The following is a 21,711-nucleotide window of genomic DNA, read 5'->3' as shown; positions in this document are numbered from 1 at the left end:
AAGGGTTTTTAATTGCTGCATTGAAATCGCGCTTGATTTTTTTCTTCAATTAAATCAAAGACTTAAGGATGTCAGATATTGTTTGTAACCAAGTATGACAAAAAGATGACGAATTGGCGGGCCTGTGGACAGGTTTTGCCTTGAAAGACCGCATGAACCTTAGAAGTTCCCCCGAAAGTATAGAAGGGACGCCGCCCGTACTGACGGTTTCCGCCTTGAATCAAGCGGTGGCGCGGATGCTGGAGAGAAATTTCCCGCTGGCGTGGGTTTCCGGCGAGATTTCCAATTTCACCAAGGCCGCATCGGGCCATTGGTATTTCACCTTGAAGGACGACAGCGCCCAGGTGCGTGCGGTCATGTTCCGCGGCCGCGCGCAATATGCCGGCTTCGTTCCGCGCGAAGGCGACAAGGTCGAGGTGCGCGCACTGGTCACCCTGTATGCGCCGCGTGGCGATTACCAGCTCAGTGTCGAGGCAATCCGCCGTGCCGGCGTCGGCAACCTGTACGAAGCCTTTCTGCGCCTGAAGGAAAAGCTGGAGGCGGAGGGCCTGTTCGATCCGATGCGCAAACGGCCCCTGGCGCTTTTCGCCCGGACGATCGGGATTGTGACCAGTCCGCAGGCGGCTGCCTTGCGCGATATCCTGACCACCCTGCGCCGTCGCGCGCCGCACGTACGGGTAATCCTGTATCCGACGCCAGTGCAAGGGGAAGGAGCGGCACAGAAGATTGCACAAGCAATCGCGACCGCGTCGACGCGCGCCGAGTGCGACGTGCTGCTGGTGTGCCGTGGCGGCGGCAGCATTGAAGACTTGTGGTCATTCAATGAAGAGGCCGTGGCACGCGCCATTGCCGGCTGTTCCATGCCGGTGATTTCCGGGGTCGGTCACGAGACCGATTTCACGATTGCCGATTTCGCCGCAGACCTGCGCGCGCCGACGCCGACGGCCGCGGCGGAAATGGCCGCAGCACCCCGCGCCGACTGGCTGGCGACGGTTGAAGCCCACGCCGACGATCTCACCCGCGCGCTCCGGCGGCGCCTGGCCGACACGTCGCAGACGCTCGACTGGCTTTCCCATCGTCTGGTCAGCCCGGCCGCGTACATCACCCACGAACGCCTCAAGCTGCACGGCCTGCAAACCCGCCTGGCGCATGCGACGCGCATGCCGCTCAGCCAGGCTCGCTTCAAGCTGTCGCATCTGCAAACGCGGCTGGGCGCCCAGTTGCCGAAAACAGTGCGCCAGCGTTCCTGGCTGCAGGATATCGCCCGCCGTATGAGCACGCGCATGGTGACGACGACGGGCCAGCAGCGGCAAGCATTGGCCGCGATGACCGCGCAACTGGAGCTGCTCAATCCCGAACGGACGCTGGAACGCGGCTATTCGATGATCATTGACAGCAAAGGAAGAATCGTGCGCGCCCCGAAAGACCTACACCCGAGACAGACGGTTACCGTCAGGCTGGCGGAAGGCAGCGCCGAGATCGGGATCGCAAGCGTGCAACCCCTGCTGGAGTGACGCGTTGAACGGCGACATGTATTTCATGCAGAAATAATGGAAATTGGGACCATTTACCGCGACGAAAGCGAAAAAAGGATTTCGACACCGCTTTGACAATAGATCAATACGGGGTGTTATGCAGGTAATCTGCATCCGACATACAATTGAGGTCTTTCAAGAACAACATCAACCTCAAAAACAGAAAGGAAGCACCATGGAACACACTCTGCCCCCGCTACCCTATCCGATGGACGCACTGCAGCCGCACATCTCCAAGGAGACCCTGGAGTACCACTACGGCAAGCACCATCAGGCCTACGTCACGAACCTGAACAACCTGATCAAGGGTACCGAATTCGAAAACGCATCGCTGGAAGACATCATCAAGAAGTCCTCGGGCGGCTTGTTCAACAACTCCGCGCAGGTGTGGAACCACACCTTCTTCTGGAATTGCATGAAGCCGAACGGCGGCGGCGCCCCGACCGGCGCATTGGCCGACGCGATCAACGCCACGTGGAGCTCATTCGACAAGTTCAAGGAAGAATTCACCAAATCCGCCGTCGGCAACTTCGGCTCCGGCTGGACCTGGCTGGTCAAGAAGAGCGACGGCTCGGTCGGCATCGTCAACACCTCCAATGCCGCCACGCCGCTGACCACCAGCGACAAACCGCTGTTGACCTGCGACGTGTGGGAGCACGCGTACTACATCGACTACCGCAACGCACGCCCGAAGTTCGTCGAGGCGTTCTGGAATCTGGTCAATTGGGATTTCGTGGCGAAGAACTTTGCCTGAAATTTTCAAGAATCCGAAAATCTTCGGAAACCTGAATTGCCGGTAGCAGCAAAAGGCCCGCTCCTGCGGGCCTTTTGCTTTCATCGGCTTGTTTTCCAGACCGAATTGCAGGAACTGCGCTAGCCCCCAGCCTGACCAGCCGACCAAGAGTTTCTTCACAACGAAGTCCTCGCACACCTCATGCGTGGACGAGAGATGATGGCGGCAACCAGAGCACATACAACCGTCTGGCTCGATCGCTCAAATTGCGACAACCGAAGATTCGGGCAGTCACGACCACCGATCATCGCGAATATTCGCGATAGACACACATCATCCGGTTCCCCTATCGTCAACGAAGACGGTCACTGATCGACGACTTCCCGGAGCAGACCAGCTTGCGAAACTGAGTGTGATTTTCATGCTGCCAGCATTGTCGACCTTGCACGGCAACGGCCTTGTTCGACGCGCGGTCTCCCGGAACTCGGCGGGCGCTCATTCAGTATGTTTTCACGTCGTCATCGCCATGCTTTCGACCATTGTTCCACCACGACGAAATACAAGGAGACACCATGCCGAAAATCAGAGTCAACGATACCGAGCTCTACTATGAGGATGACGGCCCGCGCGACGCGCCCGCCATTGTTTTCACTCATTCGCTCTTTTTCAACTCAAACATGTTCTACAAGCAGGCCGACTATTTCAGCAAGGAGTATCGGGTCATCCGTTACGACCACCGGGGACAGGGACGGAGCGCCGCTGCGCCGCTCGAAGAACAGGACACCGACACGCTGGCCGATGATGCGACGGCATTGATCGAAGCACTGGACCTGGGCAAATGCCATGTCGTAGGCAACTCACTTGGCGGATTCATTGCCTTGCGCCTGGCTGCGCGCCGACCCGATCTGACCGCATCCTGCGCTGTCCTCGGCAGTTCCGGCGAGGCGGAATACAAAGTCGCGGAATTTCAACCGATCGTCGACAATCTGCAAAGAGTCGGCGGCGCTCCGCTGGTCGATACCCTGCTCTATGTAATGTTTGGCGACGCATCGCTGACCGATCCCGGCTTCGCAGATGAACTCGCCTACTGGCGCAAGTACATGTCGCAACTCGGCACCAGCATCGGTAACGCCGCCTATCAGGTCGTGCATCGCAGAGGCATTCTTGATGAACTAAGGGGAAGCAAGGTTCCCGTGCTCGCCATCGCCGGCGAGGAAGATCACGCATACACCGTGCCCCTCGCGCAAAACATTGCAAATGCCGTCATTGACGGCCGGATGGAAAAAGTCCCGAAAGCAGGACATTCCGTCGCACTGGAAAGTCCTGCGCTGGTCAACGCACTGCTGGAAAGTCATTTTTCCCGCGCGAGCGCACTTCACTAAATGATGGCCTGCGGGGAAGCGGGATGATCGCTTTATCGGCATTCATCCGGAAGGCTGAGTTCGATTGCATGTCGCGGCAATTACAGACATCTGCCGCGCCGCGCATCGACAACGACTTGCTGCAGGAGCGCACCCGCAAAGCGGCACCGACCGTACTGGCGTGCAGGGCACTTATTTCTGACGCCCTTCCATATGAAACCTGTGCAGGATGCGGTGCGCAACCGGCGCGAGGATCACCCCTGCCATGAGAATAACGACCAAGCCGCAGTAAAGCGCATAAAGCCCCGCGAAGAGTTTGCCGCCGAAGCTGAGCGGCGGATTGACCGGCCCCATGCCGCCCAGGAGCATGGACGCATTCAGGAAGGCATCGATCCAGCTCAAGCGCTCCAGCTCGTGATAGCCAAGCATGCCGATTCCCAGTGAGACGGCAAGCAGGCCGAGCGCAATGGCGCCGCTATGGGCCAGTCGCACCAGAAACTGCCGCGGCGGAATCAACGGTTGAGCTCGATGCTCGAACTCCGGAAGAAGTTTTCTCACAGGTCGCCTGACGTCCTGGTTGGACTGAAAATCGGACTCATGGGGATTGTCACGTGCCTCTGGTGAGTAGCAAGTCCGTCGGGCTGCGCAGAGGCCGTGTCAAATTCTGAATAGTCGGTGCCGAACCCTTGGCGCAAAAGGTTCGGCAGCGCCAATCCGTGTTCAGGCGACGTCGCCTGCATCTCACTCGGCCATCGGCAAGGCACGCTTGACGATCGCCTCACAGTCCACGCCGCGCGGTAATCCGCCATAGACAAAACCGCTGCTGTCGGCCGACAGGCGGGAAGCACAGAACGCGTCCGCCACCGCCGGATTGCCGTAGCGAACGAGCAGCGAGCCCTGGAATGCGAGCGCCATTTTCTCCACCACGCGTCTGGCGCGGTATTCGAGATCGGCAAGATCGGCGAATTCGCGCTGCATGTTCGCGATGTACTGGTCGAGGCGCTTGTCGGCGCCTGCACCGCGGCTGACTTCATTCATGAAGGCGTCGACCGATTCGGGGCTTTGGCCCATGGCGCGCAACATGTCGAGGCACTGGACGTTGCCGCTGCCTTCCCAGATCGAATTAACCGGCGATTCGCGCAGCAGGCGCGGCATGATGCAGTCTTCCATCACGCCGCTGCCGCCGATGCATTCCATCGCCTCGTAGGCGTGGCCCGGCGTGCGCTTGCAGATCCAGTACTTGCCGACTGCGGTTCCGACGCGCACCAGCAGTCTTTCCGTCTCGCTGGCCTCGCCCCGGTCGAGCGCGCCGGCGATACGCATGGTCATTGCGAGTGCGGCTTCGGTTTCAATGACGAGGTCGGCCAGCACGTTCTGCATCAGCGGCTGTTGCGACAGGAGCTTGCCGAAGGCGGAACGGTGCGCGCAGTGGTGCAGTGCCTGGACCGTTGCCTGGCGCATGCCGCCGGAGGAGCCGATCATGCAGTCGAAGCGCGTCATCGAGACCATCTTGAGGATGGTGGCGACGCCGCGCCCCTCTTTTCCGACCATCACCGCCCATGCGCCGCGCAGCTCGGTTTCGCTGGAGGCGTTGGCGACGTTGCCCATCTTGTTCTTGAGGCGCTGAAGCTGCAATGCGTTCTTGCTGCCGTCCGGTCGCCAGCGCGGCAGCAGGAAGCAGGACAGTCCGCCCGGCGCTTGCGCGAGAACCAGGAAGGCATCGCACATGGGTGCGGAGACGAAGTATTTGTGCCCGACCAGCTCGTAGGCCTGGCCCGGCCCTTCCGCACCGAGCGGGTAGGCGCGCGTGGTGTTGGCACGCACGTCGGAGCCGCCCTGCTTTTCGGTCATCGCCATGCCGATGGTGACGCCCTGTTTCTGCTCGGCCGGGACGTTGCGGTAGTCGTAATGGCGCGCCAGGATCTTCGCTTCCCATTGCGCGGCGATATCGGGCTGCAGGCGCAAGGCCGGAATGACAGCGGATGTCATCGTGACCGGGCAGCCGTGCCCGGCCTCGACCTGGCTTTGCATGTAGAACTTGGCGGCGCGCGCGACTTGCGCGCCGGGGCCGGGATGGGTCCAGTGCGAGGAATGCAGTCCATGCTCGATCGAGGTTTGCATCAGGCGGTGATAGGCGGGATGAAAGCGTACCTCGTCCACGCGCCGGCCGTAGCGGTCGTGGGTGTGAAGCACGGGCTTGTTTTCGTTGGCCTGAAAGCCGAGTTCGATCATTTCCTGCGAACCGGCCAGGGCGCCAAAGGCTTGCAGCTCGTTCTCGGCCCATGCGGCATCTTCGCGCGCGACGGCTTCGCGCAGAGCCTGGTCTTGCGCGTACACGTTGTAGTCCTGCAGCGGCTGCGACTGGTTTTCGACTTCGTGGGTCTCCGCGAGATAGGAGGATTTGAATTTGATGTCGTTCATTGACGCACGCTCCAGAAAAAGCGCGACGGCCACGCTCATGCTCGCCGCAGGAAAGGGAAAATGTTTCCAAAATGAAAGTATGAACATGAATTCATACTATTAAAATCAAGTTAATCACGCGCGTCCTGTTCTGTCAACCGCCGCTTGTCCAGGCAAGTTTCCGTCGGTTACACTGGCCGCGAAATCACTTGAAAGCCACCCTTCCATGGCTTACCGGCCAACAGCAAAAACCGAGGCGCGCAAGGCGGCTCAGCGGCAACGCATTCTCGATGCGGGGCTGCGTCTTGTGTCGGAAGGCGGCTTCGGAGCGGTCACGATCAATGCCATTGCGCAGCGGGCCGGCGTGGCGACCGGCGCGGTGTATATGCATTTCAGCTCCAAGGCGGAATTCTGCGCGGAGCTGTTCCGGCTGGCGACACAGAAGGAAGTGGATATCGTGCGGGAAACAGCCTTGCGCGAAGGTCCGCCTGCGCAGCGCTTGCTGGAGGCGATCTACGCCTTCGCCAAGCGCGCCATCCATTCGCGCCGTCTCGCCTTCGCGCTGATCGCCGAGCCGGTGGATGCGCTGGTCGATGCCGAGCGCCTGCATTATCGCCGCGCGTACGCGGAAATCTTTCAGCAGGTGGTGGAAGACGGCATACGTTGCGGCGACTTCCCGGCGCAGGACGCGTCCGTCAGCGCCGCGGCGCTGGTCGGCGTGATTGCGGAAGCGCTGGTCGGACCGCTCACCTGGCAGGAGGAGCGCCCGCCTCTCATCGAGGAGAAGCAGCTGATCCGCTCGATCCAGTCCTTCTGCCTGCGCGCGGTGGCAATGAAGACGCCGGACTGAACGCGCCATCCACGTATTTCCTCCCGAAGCACGACATTCCGCGAGGCATTAGAGCACCTCCACCAACCAAGCGGTTGCTTTAAAAAACGCACAGACCTATGATTGATCGGTCCATTCATAGGAGACCACCGTGACCGACGCATTCGTTTACGACGCCATCCGCACGCCGCGCGGAAAAGGCAAGAAAGACGGCAGCTTGCATTCCATCAAGCCGGTAAGCCTGCTATCCGGCCTGATGCACGACCTGCAGAGTACCCATCAACTCGATACCGCGCTGGTCGATGATGTCGTGCTCGGTTGCGTCACCCCGGTGGCCGACCAGGGCGCATGCATCGCCAAGACTGCCGCATTGGCCGCCGGCTGGGACTGGAAAGCGGCGGGTGTGCAGTTGAACCGCTTTTGCGCATCCGGCCTGGAGGCGGTCAACCTGGCGGCGCAGAAGGTGCGCTCCGGATGGGAAGAGCTGGTGGTGGCCGGCGGTGTCGAATCGATGTCGCGTGTCGCGATGGGTTCCGACGGCGGCGCATGGGCAGCCGATCCGGAGACGAGTTTCGCGACCGACTTCCTGCCGCAAGGCATAGGCGCGGATCTGATCGCCACGCTGGAAGGATTCTCGCGCGAAGACGTCGACGCCTTCGCATTGCGCTCGCAGCAAAAGGCAGCGGCGGCACGCGCGGCCGGCCGCTTCAAATCGGTGCGTGCGGTGCGCGACCAGAACGGTATCGTGGTGCTGGCCGAGGATGAATTCATCAAGCCGCAGACCACGATGGATACGCTTGCCTCGCTCAAGCCGTCCTTCGAAGCGCCGGGCAAGATGGGCTTCGACAGTGTCGCGATTCGCAAGTATCCGCAGGTGGAACGCATCCGGCATGTGCATACCGCCGGCAATTCGTCCGGCATCGTGGATGGCGCGGCGCTGGCCTTGATCGGCAATGCATCCATCGGCAAGCGGCTCGGACTGCAGCCGCGTGCGCGCATCGTCGCCGCCGCAGTCACCGGCACCGATCCCACCATCATGCTGACCGGTCCGGCGCCGGCCACGCGCAAGGCACTGGAGAAAGCCGGCCTGGGCATCGACGACATCGACCTGTTCGAAGTCAATGAAGCCTTCGCCGCGGTCGTGATGCGCATCATGAAAGACCTCAAGGTTCCGGAAGAGAAGATCAATGTGAATGGCGGCGCCATCGCGCTAGGCCATCCGCTGGGCGCGACGGGATGCATGTTGCTCGGTAATCTGATCGATGAACTGGAGGCCCGCAAGCTGCGTCGCGGGTTGATCACATTGTGCGTAGGCGGCGGCATGGGCATCGCCACCATCGTCGAGCGCGTATAAAGGAGACTTCACATGAGCATCCAATGGGCAGATGCGGACGGCATCGTTACCCTGACCATCGACATGCCGGGACAGCCGGTCAACACGATGAACGCGGCATTCCAGCGAGCGCTCGCCGACACGGTCACGCGCCTGGAACAGGAACGCGACGCGATCAAGGGTGTGATCATCACTTCCGGCAAGGACACCTTTTTCGCGGGCGGCGACCTCAGGGAACTGATTGCCATTCCTGCGGATCGGGCCAATGAATGCTTCCGCATGGTTGAAGGCAACAAGGCCGTGTTGCGCCGGCTGGAAAAGCTGGGGCGGCCGGTTGTCGCGGCATTGAACGGAAGCGCGCTCGGCGGCGGCCTGGAACTTGCGCTGGCCTGCCATCACCGCATCAGCCTCGACCAGTCACGCATCCAGTTCGGATTCCCCGAAGTGACGCTTGGCCTGCTGCCCGGCGCGGGCGGCGTCGTACGCACGGTGCGGCTGCTCGGCTTGCAGGAAGCAATGCCTTATCTCGTCGAGGGCAAGCGCGTTTCACCGCAGGAAGCGCTGGCCAAGGGATTTGTGCACGCACTGGCGAAAGACACGGCCGAGCTGATGGCGCAGGCGCGTGCCTGGATACTCGCCAATCCCGATGCCAGGCAGCCGTGGGACAGCGACACGTACAAGATGCCGGGCGGTTCGCCCAACACCCCAAAGCTGATGCCGATGCAAATGGTCGCGCCCGCCATGTTGCGCGAGAAGACGCGCGGCAACTACCCGGCGCCCGAAGCGATTCTCTGCGCCATGGTCGAAGGTGCGCAAGTGGATTTCGACAACGCACTGGTGATCGAAGGCCGCTACTTCACGAAGCTCGCGACCGGGCAGGTGGCGAAGAACATGATCGGCACCTTCTTCTTCCAGATGCAGGAAATCAGCGCAGGCAAGAGCCGTCCGCGCGAAATTCCGAAATGGAAGGCAAGCAAGGTCGGGATCCTCGGCGCCGGCATGATGGGCGCCGGCATCGCGTGGGCGAACGCCACCAAGGGCGTGTCCTGCGTGCTGAAGGACGTGAGTGCCGAGCAGGCGGAGAAAGGCAAGTCCTACAGCGCAAAGCTGCTGGAGAAACGCGTACGCCAGGGCCGCACATCGCAGGAGAAGGCGGCCGAGACGCTGGGCCGGATTCAGCCGACTGCCAGCGCAGCCGACCTCGCAGGATGCGACCTGATCATCGAAGCGGTTTTCGAGAAACGCGAACTGAAGGCTGAAGTGACGCGCGAAGCCGAACAGTTCCTGGCGCCCGGCGGCATCATGGCGTCGAACACATCGACGCTACCCATCACAGGACTGGCAAACGCCTTCTCCGACGCCTCGCGCTTCATCGGCCTGCATTTCTTCTCGCCGGTCGACAAGATGCAACTCGTCGAAATCATCCGTGGCGCGAAGACTTCGGACGAAACGCTGGCGCGGGCCTACGACTACGTGCAGCAGATCGGCAAGCTGCCCATCGTCGTCAACGATTCGCGCGGCTTCTTCACGAGCCGGGTATTTGCCACCTTCGTCAATGAAGGCATCGCCATGCTGGGCGAAGGCTTGCCGGCGGCGCTGATCGAGAATGCTGCCTTGTCGGTCGGCATGCCGGTCGGCCCGCTCGCGGTGCAGGACGAAGTGTCGCTGACATTGTCACTGCATGTAACCAATCAGATGCGCGCCGATTATGCTGCGGAGGGCAAACCCTTTGTCGCGCATCCGTCGACGGTCATCGTGGAAAGAATGGTGAACGAGTTCAAGCGCTGCGGCAAGGCGGCGGGCGCCGGTTTCTACGAGTATCCGACAGATCCGTCGGTGAATGGCGGAAAAAAATACCTGTGGCCGCAACTGGAACAACTCTTCGGCAAGAAGGATGTCGCGATTCCGTATGAGGATGTGCGTGACCGGCTGCTGTACATCCAGAGCATCGAGACTCTCCGCTGCCTGGCGGAGAAGGTGCTGGAATCGACGCGCGATGCGAACATCGGTTCGATCTTCGGTATCGGCTTCCCTGGCTGGACAGGCGGGGCAGTCCAGTTCGTCAATCATGTCGGCGTGAGGAAGTTCACCGAGCGTGCCGAGCAATTGCGCGGGCTATACGGCGAACGTTTCGCTCCGCCTTCACTGCTGCAGTCGCACGCACGGGACAACGCGCCGTTCTGAATATCGTTGCGCCGGGGGATACGAGCCGGCGCAACGCACTTGAGCGGATTACAGGATACGATCGAGCGCCTTCGCAATGGCGTCCACGCTGCGGTCGATGTTGTGCAGCTTGTCCAGGCCGAACAGGCCGAGCCGGAAGGTCTTGAAGTCCGCCGGCTCATCGCATTGCAGGGGAACGCCCGCCGCGATCTGCAAGCCGGCCTCGGCGAATTTCTTGCCGGTCTTGATGTCGTCATCGTCGGTGTAGCTGACCACCACGCCCGGCGCCTGGAATCCTTCGGCGGCAACGCTCTTGATCCCCTTGCCGGTAAACAGCGCGCGCACCCTGTCGCCCAATTCCTGCTGTTCGGCGCGGATCTTGTCGAAGCCGTAGGCGTCCATTTCCTTCATCACATCGCGCAGCTTCGCGAGGCCATCGGTCGGCATCGTCGCATGATAGGCAAAGCCGCCGTTCTCGTAGGCTTCCATCATCTGCATCCACTTGCGCAGGTCGCAGGCGAAGCTGGTGCTGGTGGTCGACTCGATGCGCTCGCGTGCGAGCTCGCTCATCATCACCAGTGCACAGCAGGGAGAGGCGCTCCAGCCTTTCTGCGGCGCGCTGACCAGCACGTCGATACCGTTGGCCTGCATGTCTACCCAGATCGCGCCCGACGCGATGCAATCCAGCACGAACATGCCGCCCACGGAATGCACGGCATCAGCGACGGCGCGCAGATAAGCATCGGGCAGGATCATGCCGGACGCGGTTTCCACGTGCGGCGCAAAAACGAGATCGGGCTTGTGCTCGCGGATTGCGGCGACCACTTCCTCGATCGGCGCCGGCGCGAATGCCGCTTGCCGTCCCGCTTCCACCGGACGCGCCTTGAGCACGATGGACGATGCAGGGATATTGCCCATGTCGAAAATCTGCGTCCAGCGGAAACTGAACCAGCCGTTGCGGATGACCAGGCATTTCTTGTTCGTCGCGAACTGCCGCGCGACGGCCTCCATGCCGAAGGTGCCGCTGCCGGGCACGACGACGGCGGATTTGGCGTTGTAGACTTTTTTCAAGGTCGCGGAGATGTCGCGCATGACGCCTTGAAAGAGTTGAGACATGTGGTTTATCGCGCGGTCGGTATATACGACCGAGTATTCGAGAAGTCCATCGCGATCAACATTGGGTAGTAAACCTGGCACGCTCACCTCCTGAGAAGAATGGAAAAAAATCGGCCGGTTCGCCTCGTGGGCGAACTGCCAAGATTCATTCTACCGGAAGGTGCGTGTAACTTGCTGTGGCTTGCGCAAAGGAAAATGCGGCGCACGCGAGCGCATGATCTGCGTCAATTGCGGTACAAACCCGCGCTGTTGACATGGGCTTTGCACAAGAGGAGGCAGCGATCTCAACGCTTGGATGAAATGACAATGCCGCCGACGATGAGACCGAAGGCGATCACATGATACAGATGCGGCAATTCGCCGAGGAATGCGGACGACATGACGGCCGCGAACAAGGGCGTGAGATTGCTGAAAAAACTCGCGATGCCCGGCCCTGCGCGCTGCACGCCGGTACCCCAGCAACGATACGCAATCACCGCCGGTCCGACCGCGACGAATAGCAGCGCCGCGACGAGCGGCCAGCTCCAGAATATCTTCGCGTCGCCGAGGGCCCACTCGCCGGCCACAAATACGCCGGACCACATCAGGCCGTAGATCACCTGCACGAGCAGGAAGGCGGCCCAATTGCCGCGAATCTCTTTCGGGTCTTTGGGCTGCGTCAGTAACCAACTGTAGAAGGACCAGGAGATGGTGGCCAGAATCATGAAGATATCGCCGGCAACCAGGCGCATCGCCAGCAACTGATGCCAATCACCGCGGCTGAGCACCAGCAGAACGCCGGCAATCGACAGGATCGCGCCAACAATCTCCTTGCCCGTCACCCTGGTGTGAAAGAACAGCGCCCCGATAAGCAGCATCCACACCGGCATGCTGGCCGCAACGAGCGTGACATTGATCGGTGTGGAGCTTTGCAGCGCCAGATACTGCAGCGAGTTGTAGAGCCCGACGCCCAGCAGCCCCAGCAGGCCGAAGCGCCGCCATGATGTCCACAAACCGCTGCCGCGACGGAAAATGAAGCTGGCGAACGGCAGCAGAATGACCAGCGCGATCGCCCAGCGCAGGAAGTTCAGCGTCATGGGCGGCACCCAGGTGTGCACGATGCGACCGACGACCGCATTGCCCGCCCAAAGCAGCGGGGGAATCGTGAGCAGGATCGCGGTCGAGGGCGTCATTCTGGAGTGCATAAGCGGCGATGGCCAAGTAGGTGCATAAAACGGGTGCATTAAGCGGCGCCGAAGCCCCGCGTCAAGGGGAGCATCATATCGAAAATCGGGAGTGCCTGGGTTTCCGTGCCAGGCAGGAGTGCCGGAGAGAACCGGCGACGACACCACATCGGATTGACAGACAAACGCCGTATAGGACGCAGAACCGACGTGACCGATAATGCCGCTCTCGCTCTCAACCGCACAACAACAATATGAATGCCATTCCCTCTTCCGCCACCGAGGCGCATCCGATCGTCGGCAGCCGCGTCGAACTGCAGCTGTTCACCACATTGCGCTGCAACCTCAAGTGCAGCTACTGTTCCGAAAGCAGCGTGGTGAACTCCCAGGGCAAGGTCAATTATTCGCTCGACGCGCTGGACAAGTTCATCCGCACGCATCTCGACGAACATGAAAAGGTCGTGACGTTCTACGGCGGCGAGCCGACTCTCAACGTCGCATTCATCGACGAGGTGATACAGCGCTATCCGAATTTCCGCTATCAACTGCAGACCAACGGCACGCTGCTGCACCGCCTGCCCGATGCCATCCTCGCGAAACTATCCAATGTGCTGGTCTCGGTCGATGGCGGCGAGCAGATCACCGACGGCTATCGCGGAAAAGGGGTATACCGCCGCGTGCTCAATCGTGTGGAAGGCATACGCGGCCGGCTCGGCGGCACGCTCACTGCGCGCGTGACCTGGAGCAGCGAGGAGACCAGCTTTGACGAGCTGGACGCACTGCGCGAGAGCTTCGATTACATCTATTGGCAGTTTGTGCAGAGCGACAGCGCGTATTCGGCAGAGGCGATGGACAAGAAGCGTCGCGTGCTGAGCCAGCTGGTCGAACGCTTCTTCGCCAGCCATGACACGGTGTATCCGTTCATCCCCATCATGGGCGTGGTGCGCAACAAGGTGCTGCCCTCACGGGCGCGCGAGCTGTATTCGGGACACAGCCAGTGCCGTGCATCGACACACATTCTGAACGTATTGCCCGACGGCTCGATCTTTCCTTGCCCGGACATGACCGACGATCCGACCATGCAGCACGGCAGCGTGACCGACAACTGGCTCAAGAGAAGCCCGCTGCAGCCGCATCCGGACATGCCGTGCAACGACTGCAGCGCGTATGCATTCTGCCGCGGCAACTGCATGAAGAACCTGCATGTCGCCTATGTGAAGGGCGACGACGCATATCGCCGCAAGGTGGTAGAGCCGGTTTGCGAACTGGTGAAATTTCTGGGCGAGGAAGTCGACCGGCACGATCCGCACGCCTGGTATGCCAAGGCGCCGCTGGCGGTGCGCAATGTCATCGCCAACTGTGAAGTCTACGAATACGTGGAAGTGATGCCGTAATCCCTGCGCGGGAGGCGGCTACTTGCCTTTCGTCTTCGGCGCCGTGCGCAGGATGAAGGACACCGCCTGCTCCGCCAGTTCTTCGATGGAGATGCCGGCGCCGGCCCGGTACCACTGCACGGTCCAGTTCAGCGCGCCGAACACCAGCAGCCGGTCGAGTCTGGTCGGCATCGCCCAGTCGCCCGAGCGATGCAGGGCGTCGATCACCTTGTCCCAGATGGCTTCATAGCGATTGGTCAGTACCGCGATTCTTGCGCGCGCCGTTTTGTCCAGCGAACGGCTTTCGTAGAGAATCACCGGGATGAAATCGTTGTTGGGGGCGAGGAGCGTGTTCAGGTGCGTGAGGACAAGAGCGTGGAAGGCTTCGCGCGGCGGCAGCGATTGCGCGACGATCTCCTCGATGGCCTCCAGCGAACGCGTCATGCCCTGCTCCATGACCGCCAGCAGAATGTCGTGCTTGGTCTTGAAGTGGTAAAACCAGCTGCCCGCCTGAATGCCGACTGCGGCTGCGATATCGCGCACCGTGGTCTTGTCATAGCCTTTTTCGCGGAACAGTCGTGCCGATTTCGCGATCAGTTCATTGCGGCGGCTTTCCTCTTCCGCCCTGGGCGCCTCGACTTGCCGCGCTTTCAATGGCTGAGCCTTTTCTTTTGCGGTTTTCATGGGCGATGCTTTGACGGGTGCGGCTGACTTCTTCGTGCTTCTCATTTTTTTTCTCGCGGCAGTTGGCGTGTTTCAAGACACGCCTATTGTAATGATCAATGCCCGCGGAATACATAGTCGTCGTTTGCCCGCCTCCCCACATCAGGCGCGAAACGGAGGCAGCCCCATCATCGCCCGCGCCTCCTCGACGTCGGCGATCTCGCGGCCGGCCTTGCGCGCGCATTGGACGATGGCATCGACCAGTTGTGCATTGCTGCTCGCCTTGCCGCCATCCGGCAGATAAAACGTGTCCTCCAGCCCGGTGCGCAGGTGACCGCCCAACTCGGCGACGCGCTGATGCAGCGGCCAGATGTTGGCGCGCCCGATGGCGGTGACTTGCCAGTCACTGCCATCAGGCAGCAGGCCGATCAGGATCGGCAACAGAGCGGGGTCGGCGGGCATGCCCGATTCCACACCCATCACGAAATTGGTATGCACCGGCCCCTTGTACAGGCCGGTCTTGATGTACATGTCGACGCAGCGCACGATGCCGACGTCGAAACACTCAAATTCCGGCAGAGCTCCGACTTCGCGCATGGCAAGCAGGAAGGACTCGATCTTCTTCACCGGATTGTCGAACAACATCGGCGGCCAGGCCCAGGTGCCGGCCGCGGTCGCCTTGAGGTAATTGAGCGATCCCGCGTTGCAGGCGGCAATCTCCGGACGGATCGCCTGCATGCAGGCGACCGGTCCGCTGATGTCGGGGCCGACCACGCCGGTGGACTGGTTGAAGATCACGCCGGGACAGGCCTCGCGGATTGCCTGCGCGATGTCGCGGGCGACCTGCGGTTCCCAGCTCGGAAGCCGCCCCATGCCGGGTTGCTGGTTGCGGAAATGGACATGCATGACGGTGGCGCCGGCATCGAAAGCCGCCCTCGCTTCGCGCGCCAATTGCTCCGGCGTCACCGGGACCGGATGCTGCTCGGGATCGGTCAGTACGCCGGTGAGTGCACAAGTAATGATGGCTTTCTGGTTCATGCGTGATCCTTGTCGTTCGAAATTCAATCGCTTGCTTGAATATAGCCTAATCCGGCGCTTCTTTCCAACCCTTGTTTTTACTCAAGCTTCGGGGAAAGTGCTGTTCGTCACCGGCGGCCTGCATGTTGCAATGCAAGGGATTGAGAAATGTCAGCTGTCACCGCTTGTCCTGAAAAAGCCGGAAAAACCTGTTTGATTCAAGCAAGCGATTGATTTATGATGGCCGCAAGACGCGGGACTCTTGCGCCCGCCCTGTTGCGGGCCGGCATGTACTCAACCGTCACACATCCGGCCGTGTTCGCTTCAATCCGACCGCTTGAATGGAGGCTCCATGAACGAGGATTTACTGGTGGAAGTGCGCGACAGGGTGATGCGGCTCACCATCAATCGCGTCGAGCGACGCAATGCCATCAACGCCAATGTCCTTGGCGGCCTGTGCCGCGCGATCGAAGACGCGAATGCCGCGCGCGATGTTCGCGCAATCGTGCTGACGGGCGCCGGCGAGCGCGCATTCTGCTCGGGCGCCGACCTGCACGAGCCGTCCTTCAAATTCGACTATTCCGAACCGTACCAGTGGCTGGCGGACCTTCTGCGCCAGGCACGGCGTTCCACGACTCCGCTGATCGCACGCGTCAACGGCGCCTGCCTCGCCGGCGGCATGGGACTGCTGTCGATGTGCGACATGGCGGTGGCCGGGCGCAACGCGGTTTTCGGATTGCCGGAGGTGAAGGTCGGTGTGTTTCCGGCGCAGGTGCTGTCGGTCCTTCAGCATCTGGTGCCGCGCCGCGTGCTCACCGAAATGTGCATCACCGGCGAGCCGATCGATGCCGAGCAGGCATTGTCCTTCGGACTGGTGAATCATCTGGCCGACGATGATCTCGACGCGAAGCTCGACTGGCTGCTGGCGCGCCTGCTCGACAAATCCCCTTCCGCCATTCGACGCGGTCTGTACACGCTCAAGCAGATCGAGGCCATGCCTTTCGAAGCATCGCTGGCGTTCACGGAAAGCCAGATCGGCCTGTTCACGCTGACCGACGATTTCCGGGAAGGACTGAGCGCGTTCCTGGAGAAACGGCCGCCGAACTGGAGCGGACGATAAGACCATACGAGGGAGAAATCATGTATCAAGGCCTGCCCTTATCCGCCGCACACGAAATGCAGGAACATCGCGCCTGGCGCGCGACCGTGCGGCGCTTTGTCGACAAGGAATTGCTGCCGAACATCGATGCGTGGGACGAGGCGGAGGAATTTCCGCGTGCGCTGTACGGGCGCATCGCGGAGCTCGGCCTGCTCGGCATGGGATTTCCGGAAGAGTATGGCGGCACGCCGGGCGACCTGTTTCACCTCATGATCGCTGTCGAGGAACTCGCTCGGACCGCGAGCGGCGGCTTGCTCGCTTCCCTTTTCAGCCATACGATCGGAGCGCCGCCCATCGTCATCGGCGGCTCGCCCGAATTGAAGGCGCGCGTACTGCCGCAGATCCTGTCGGGCAAGAAGATCAGCGCGCTCGCCGTGACGGAACCGGCTGGCGGATCGGACGTGGCCAATCTTGCGCTGCGCGCGGAGCGCGATGGTGATCACTATGTACTCAACGGCAGCAAGACATTCATCACCTCGGGCATGCGAGCCGATTACATCACCGTTGCTGCGCGCACCGGCGGACCCGGCGCAAGCGGCGTGTCCGCCTTGCTGGTGGAAGGCGACACACCAGGCCTGACACGCACGCCGCTCAAGAAGATGGGCTGGTGGTGCTCCGATACGGCGCAGCTGCATTTCGACAATTGTCGCGTGCCGCTCGCGAACCTGCTGGGCCAGGAAAACGGCGGATTCTTCCTGTTCATGTCCAACTTCAATCGCGAGCGCCTGAGCCTTGCATGGCAGGCCTACGCCTTTTCGCGCGTGTGCCTCGACGAAGCGGCGGAATGGGCATCGACGCGTACCACCTTCGGCAAACGCCTGGTCGGACATCAGGTGGTCCGGCACAAACTGGTCGCCATGGCGACGCGCATCGAAGCCACGCGTGCGCTGATCGAGGACATGACCCTGCGCATCGAGCGCGGCGAATCGCCGGTGGCGCAGATCTGCATGCTGAAGAACTTCGCCGCGCAAACCATGCAGTTCTGCGCCGACAGCGCGGTGCAGATCCTGGGCGGCATGGGCTACATGCGCGGCACAAAATCGGAGCGTATCTACCGCGAAGTGAAGGTGAACATGATCGGCGGCGGCGCGGAGGAAGTTCTTGCGGAACTCGCGGCACGCCAGCTTGGATGGGCCTGAAGTCCACGCAGAGATATAAAGGAGATGTATCGTGTATCGCTCTGTTTTTCGACCCGGCCTGTTTGAGGATCGCGTCGTGATTGTCACCGGCGGCGGCAGCGGCATCGGCCGCTGCACCGCGCATGAGCTGGCGGCGCTCGGTGCAACCGTTGCACTGGTTGGCCGCACGCCGGAAAAGCTCTCGGCCGTCTCAGCCGAAATTGCGGACAGCGGCGGCATTGCCTTCGCGTATCCCTGCAATATCCGCGACGAGGAAGCGGTCGCCGCACTGATCGGCTACATCCTCGCCGCGCACGGCCGCATCGATGCGCTGGTCAACAATGCGGGCGGCCAGTTCCCTGCGCTGCTGAAAGACATTTCGCGCAAGGGCTGGGAAGCGGTGGTGCAGACCAATCTCACCGGCGGCTTCCTGATGGCGCGCGAGTGCCTGAACCAGGCGATGCAGCACCGCGGGGGCGCCATCGTCAATATGGTGGCCGACATGTGGGGCGGCATGCCCGGCATGGGCCACTCCGGCGCGGCACGTGCCGGGATGGTGAACTTCACCGAAACCGCTGCGCTGGAGTGGGCAAGGTACGGCGTGCGCGTCAATGCCGTCGCCCCCGGCTATGTCGCCTCCTCCGGACTGGATGCGTACCCGCCCGAGGTCAGAGGACTCATTCTGCAGGCGGGCAAGCACGTGCCCTTGCAGCGCATGGCGACCGAATCGGAGATTTCCGCCGCCATCGTGTTCCTGCTGTCGGACGCCGCCTCCTTCATCAACGGCGCGGTGTTGCGCGTCGATGGCGGGCGGCCCGGCGTACGGCCGGGATTTCCGCTGGACGTGGATCGCACGGTAGAGCCTTTCAACGGCTTTCACCTGGCCAGCCTTCCCAAGGTGCTGCAGGATCGGGAGAAGGAATAATGCCGACCATCGAATCGCGACTCGTCCCGCAAAGCGAGACCTACCAGAAAAACCGCGCCGCCCTTCTCGCGCAGATCGACGAACTGCGCGCGCTGGAAAAGCGTACCCGTGACAAGTCGGCGGCCTCGCGCGAACGCTTTGAAAAGAAAGGCAAGCTGCTGCCGCGCGAGCGGCTCGGGCGCTTGCTGGATCCAGGCGCGCCCTTCCTCGAACTGTCGACGCTGGCCGGATTCTGCCTCGACAAGTCCGATCCCGCCAAGTCGATCCCCGGCGGCGGCGCGGTAGCCGGCATCGGCTTCGTGAGCGGCGTGCGTGCCATGATCGTGGTGGACGACGCCGGCATCGATGCCGGCGCGGTGCAGCCGATGGGCGTCGAGAAATTCCAGCGCGCGCAGATGATCGCACTCGACCAGAAGCTGCCCTTCATTCATCTGGTGGAGAGCGCCGGCGCCAACCTGCTCAACTACCGCGTCGAGACCTTCATTCTCGGCGGCAGCGGCTTCTACTGGCTGGCGCGCCTGTCCGCCGCCGGCCTGCCGGTACTCACCGTCGTACACGGACCCAGCACCGCCGGCGGCGCGTACATGCCGGGCCTGTCCGATTACGTGGTGATGGTGCGTCAGCAGGCCAAGGCGTTTCTGGCGGGACCGCCGCTGCTGATGGCGGCCACCGGCGAGGTGGCGACGGAAGAGGAGCTGGGCGGCGCCGAAATGCATGCGAGCACATCGGGGCTGGCCGAATACCTGGCAGAAGATGATGCCGACGCGCTGCGCATCGCGCGCGAACTGATGGCGGCACTGGACTGGAATCGCAATCTGCCGCCGCGCATCGCCGACTATGTTCCACCGCGCTATGAGGCCGAGGAACTGCTTGGCATCGCATCGACTGATCACAAGAAACCGCTCGACATGCGTGAAGTGATTGCGCGGCTGGTGGACGGCTCGGATTTCCTCGAATTCAAGCCGGACCACGGCCCGTCAACCCTGACCGGGCATGCGGCGATCTGCGGCATGCATGTCGGCATCATCACCAACAATGGTCCGCTCGATCCCGCCGGCGCGAACAAGGCAACGCATTTCATACAGGCCTGCTGCCAGTCCGGTACGCCGCTGGTGTATTTGCAGAACACGACGGGCTTCATCGTCGGCAAGGCATCCGAGCAGGCGGGCATGATCAAGCATGGTTCGAAGATGATCCAGGCCATGTCCAATGCCACGGTGCCGCGCATCACCGTGCATTGCGGCGCGTCCTTCGGTGCCGGCAATTACGGCATGTCGGGGCGGGGTTTCTTTCCGGATTTCTGCTTCACCTGGCCCAATGCGCGCACGGCGGTGATGGGGCCGGAGCAGGCAGCGACGACCATGGCCATCGTGATGGAAGGCAGCATGCGCCGCAAGGGCCTGGAAGTGGACAGGGGCTCGATCGACGCGATGCGTGCGATGGTGATCGATACCTTCGAGAAGCAGACCAGCGCTGCGCATATTTCGGCACGCCTGCTCGACGACGGCGTGATCGACCCGCGCGACACGCGCAAGGTGCTTGCCTTCACCTTGTCCGTATGCGAGGAAAGCTGCCGCCGCGCCTTGCGGCCGGTGCAGTTCGGCGTGGCGCGCCCATAACCCTTCAGGAGACTGCGATGCAATTCACCCATGAACACAATGAACTGAAGCGAAACGTAAAGCGTTTCATCGACAACGAGATCAATCCCTTCGTGGACGAATGGGAAGAGGCGGAAATCTTCCCCGCCGGGGAGTTGTTCAGGAAGATGGGGGAACAGGGTTTTCTCGGCGTGTCCAAGCCGGTCGAATATGGCGGGCTCGGCCTCGACTATTCCTATTCGGTGGCGATGGCCGAGGCGCTCGGTCATATCAAGTGCGGCGGCGTGCCGATGGCAATCGGCGTGCAGACCGACATGGCGACGCCCGCGCTGGCGCGCTTCGGTTCCGATGCCTTGCGCCGCGAATTCCTGGCGCCGGCGATCAGCGGCCATGCGGTTGCCTGCGTCGGCGTGTCCGAACCGGGTGCCGGCTCCGACGTGGCCGCGATCAAGACGACCGCGCGCAAGGATGGCGACGACTACATCATCAACGGCAGCAAGATGTGGATCACCAACAGTCTGCAAGCGGACTGGATCTGCCTGCTGGCCAATACCTCGGAGGGCTCGCGCTACACGAACAAGTCGCTGATCGTGGTTCCGATGAAAGCCAAGGGCATCACCATTGGCAAGAAGATCCGCAAGATCGGCATGAATTCCTCGGATACCGGCCTGATCCATTTCGATGATGTGCGTGTGCCGCAACGCAATCGCATCGGCGAGGAAGGCCAGGGCTTCATCTACCAGATGCTGCAGTTCCAGGAAGAGCGCATGTGGGGTGCAGCCAACTCGATGCAGGGCATGATGAATTGCATCGACCTGACGATCGAGTATGCACGCGAGCGCCGCGTGTTCGACATGCAGCTGATCGAGAACCAGTGGGTGCACTTCAAGCTGGCGGAACTCAAGACCGAGGTGGAATGCCTGCGCGCGCTGGTGCACCGTGCCTGCGAAATGTATATCGCAGGCCAGGACGTGACCGAGCTCGCGTCGATGGCCAAGTTGAAGGCGGGCCGGCTGGCGCGTGTCGTGCCCGACACCTGCCTGCAGTTCTGGGGCGGCATGGGCTATACCTGGGACAACCCGGTGTCGCGCTTTTTCCGCGATGGCCGCCTGACCTCGATCGGCGGCGGTGCGGATGAAGTCATGCTCGGCATCATCTGCAAGTACATGGGCATCCTGCCGGGAAAGAGAAAGGCCGGCGGCGCTTGACACATCAGCAACGCCCA

Annotated in this window: 19 protein-coding genes; 13 read left to right on the top strand and 6 right to left on the bottom strand. The window is 61.7% G+C overall.

The window, feature by feature from the left end:
• Positions 1-152: 152 nt before the first annotated feature.
• From xseA to VJ651_RS21485, 3 genes are all read left to right on the top strand, one after another.
• Positions 153-1,514, top strand: a complete 1,362-nt coding sequence (gene xseA / locus VJ651_RS21495; protein WP_324109387.1) for an exodeoxyribonuclease VII large subunit — start codon at positions 153-155, stop codon at positions 1,512-1,514.
• Between the two features lie 196 nt (positions 1,515-1,710).
• Positions 1,711-2,289 (top strand): superoxide dismutase, encoded by a 579-nt coding sequence (locus VJ651_RS21490; protein ID WP_136419899.1) that lies wholly within the window; start codon positions 1,711-1,713, stop codon positions 2,287-2,289.
• A 551-nt stretch (positions 2,290-2,840) separates the two neighbouring features.
• Positions 2,841-3,650, top strand: coding sequence for an alpha/beta hydrolase (locus VJ651_RS21485; protein ID WP_324109386.1), 810 nt, complete (start codon positions 2,841-2,843; stop codon positions 3,648-3,650).
• A gap of 171 nt (positions 3,651-3,821) precedes the next feature.
• On the opposite strand, the gene VJ651_RS21480 is transcribed toward VJ651_RS21485, so the two are convergent.
• Together VJ651_RS21480 and VJ651_RS21475 are read right to left on the bottom strand one after the other, a co-directional pair.
• A complete protein-coding gene (locus VJ651_RS21480; RefSeq protein WP_324109385.1) occupies positions 3,822-4,187 on the bottom strand; it encodes a hypothetical protein in 366 nt (121 codons plus the stop codon).
• A gap of 183 nt (positions 4,188-4,370) precedes the next feature.
• Positions 4,371-6,050 (bottom strand): acyl-CoA dehydrogenase family protein, encoded by a 1,680-nt coding sequence (locus VJ651_RS21475; RefSeq protein WP_324109384.1) that lies wholly within the window; start codon positions 6,048-6,050, stop codon positions 4,371-4,373.
• 205 nt (positions 6,051-6,255) lie between these two features.
• Here VJ651_RS21475 and VJ651_RS21470 point away from each other — a divergent pair, with 205 nt between their 5' ends.
• The 3 genes from VJ651_RS21470 to VJ651_RS21460 all read left to right on the top strand — a co-directional run bounded on the left by VJ651_RS21470 (position 6,256) and on the right by VJ651_RS21460 (position 10,375).
• Positions 6,256-6,879, top strand: a complete 624-nt coding sequence (locus tag VJ651_RS21470) for a TetR/AcrR family transcriptional regulator (RefSeq protein ID WP_324109383.1) — start codon at positions 6,256-6,258, stop codon at positions 6,877-6,879.
• A 130-nt stretch (positions 6,880-7,009) separates the two neighbouring features.
• The gene (locus tag VJ651_RS21465) at positions 7,010-8,212 is read left to right on the top strand and encodes an acetyl-CoA C-acetyltransferase (protein WP_324109382.1); all 1,203 of its coding nucleotides are present in this window, start codon (positions 7,010-7,012) and stop codon (positions 8,210-8,212) included.
• A 12-nt stretch (positions 8,213-8,224) separates the two neighbouring features.
• Positions 8,225-10,375, top strand: coding sequence for a 3-hydroxyacyl-CoA dehydrogenase NAD-binding domain-containing protein (locus VJ651_RS21460; protein WP_324109381.1), 2,151 nt, complete (start codon positions 8,225-8,227; stop codon positions 10,373-10,375).
• A gap of 48 nt (positions 10,376-10,423) precedes the next feature.
• Here VJ651_RS21460 and VJ651_RS21455 read toward each other — a convergent pair whose 3' ends face one another.
• Together VJ651_RS21455 and VJ651_RS21450 are read right to left on the bottom strand one after the other, a co-directional pair.
• Positions 10,424-11,551: an aminotransferase class V-fold PLP-dependent enzyme gene (locus VJ651_RS21455; protein WP_324109380.1), complete on the bottom strand. Its 1,128-nt coding sequence runs from the start codon at positions 11,549-11,551 to the stop codon at positions 10,424-10,426.
• A gap of 203 nt (positions 11,552-11,754) precedes the next feature.
• Positions 11,755-12,654, bottom strand: a complete 900-nt coding sequence (locus tag VJ651_RS21450; RefSeq protein WP_324109379.1) for a DMT family transporter — start codon at positions 12,652-12,654, stop codon at positions 11,755-11,757.
• Between the two features lie 233 nt (positions 12,655-12,887).
• Here VJ651_RS21450 and VJ651_RS21445 point away from each other — a divergent pair, with 233 nt between their 5' ends.
• Positions 12,888-14,027, top strand: a complete 1,140-nt coding sequence (locus tag VJ651_RS21445; protein WP_324109378.1) for a radical SAM/SPASM domain-containing protein — start codon at positions 12,888-12,890, stop codon at positions 14,025-14,027.
• An 18-nt stretch (positions 14,028-14,045) separates the two neighbouring features.
• Here VJ651_RS21445 and VJ651_RS21440 read toward each other — a convergent pair whose 3' ends face one another.
• Both VJ651_RS21440 and VJ651_RS21435 read right to left on the bottom strand, forming a co-directional pair.
• A complete protein-coding gene (locus VJ651_RS21440; RefSeq protein ID WP_324109377.1) occupies positions 14,046-14,690 on the bottom strand; it encodes a TetR/AcrR family transcriptional regulator in 645 nt (214 codons plus the stop codon).
• Positions 14,691-14,831: 141 nt separating this feature from the next.
• Entirely contained in the window at positions 14,832-15,707 is an 876-nt protein-coding gene (locus VJ651_RS21435) for a 3-keto-5-aminohexanoate cleavage protein (RefSeq protein ID WP_324109376.1), read from the bottom strand.
• Here VJ651_RS21435 and VJ651_RS21430 point away from each other — a divergent pair.
• The 6 genes from VJ651_RS21430 to VJ651_RS21405 all read left to right on the top strand — a co-directional run bounded on the left by VJ651_RS21430 (position 15,688) and on the right by VJ651_RS21405 (position 21,694).
• The gene (locus VJ651_RS21430; RefSeq protein ID WP_324109375.1) at positions 15,688-15,903 is read left to right on the top strand and encodes a hypothetical protein; all 216 of its coding nucleotides are present in this window, start codon (positions 15,688-15,690) and stop codon (positions 15,901-15,903) included. The genes VJ651_RS21435 and VJ651_RS21430 overlap by 20 nt on opposite strands.
• 135 nt (positions 15,904-16,038) lie before the next feature.
• A complete protein-coding gene (locus VJ651_RS21425) occupies positions 16,039-16,806 on the top strand; it encodes an enoyl-CoA hydratase/isomerase family protein (RefSeq protein WP_324109374.1) in 768 nt (255 codons plus the stop codon).
• Positions 16,807-16,826: 20 nt separating this feature from the next.
• Complete coding sequence (locus tag VJ651_RS21420) at positions 16,827-17,984, top strand: acyl-CoA dehydrogenase family protein (RefSeq protein WP_324109373.1); 1,158 nt, start codon at positions 16,827-16,829, stop codon at positions 17,982-17,984.
• Between the two features lie 31 nt (positions 17,985-18,015).
• A complete protein-coding gene (locus VJ651_RS21415) occupies positions 18,016-18,888 on the top strand; it encodes an SDR family oxidoreductase (protein ID WP_324109372.1) in 873 nt (290 codons plus the stop codon).
• Positions 18,888-20,507, top strand: a complete 1,620-nt coding sequence (locus tag VJ651_RS21410; protein WP_324109371.1) for an acyl-CoA carboxylase subunit beta — start codon at positions 18,888-18,890, stop codon at positions 20,505-20,507. Before VJ651_RS21415 ends, VJ651_RS21410 begins: the two co-directional genes overlap by 1 nt.
• A gap of 17 nt (positions 20,508-20,524) precedes the next feature.
• A complete protein-coding gene (locus tag VJ651_RS21405; RefSeq protein ID WP_324109370.1) occupies positions 20,525-21,694 on the top strand; it encodes an acyl-CoA dehydrogenase family protein in 1,170 nt (389 codons plus the stop codon).
• Positions 21,695-21,711 lie beyond the last annotated feature (17 nt).

It is taken from the genome of Noviherbaspirillum sp. (assembly GCF_035254865.1).
In the GTDB taxonomy this organism is placed as follows: Bacteria; Pseudomonadota; Gammaproteobacteria; order Burkholderiales; family Burkholderiaceae_D; genus Noviherbaspirillum.
Note: the sequence above shows the minus strand (reverse complement) of the source record. Positions and strands in the feature narration are given on the sequence as shown.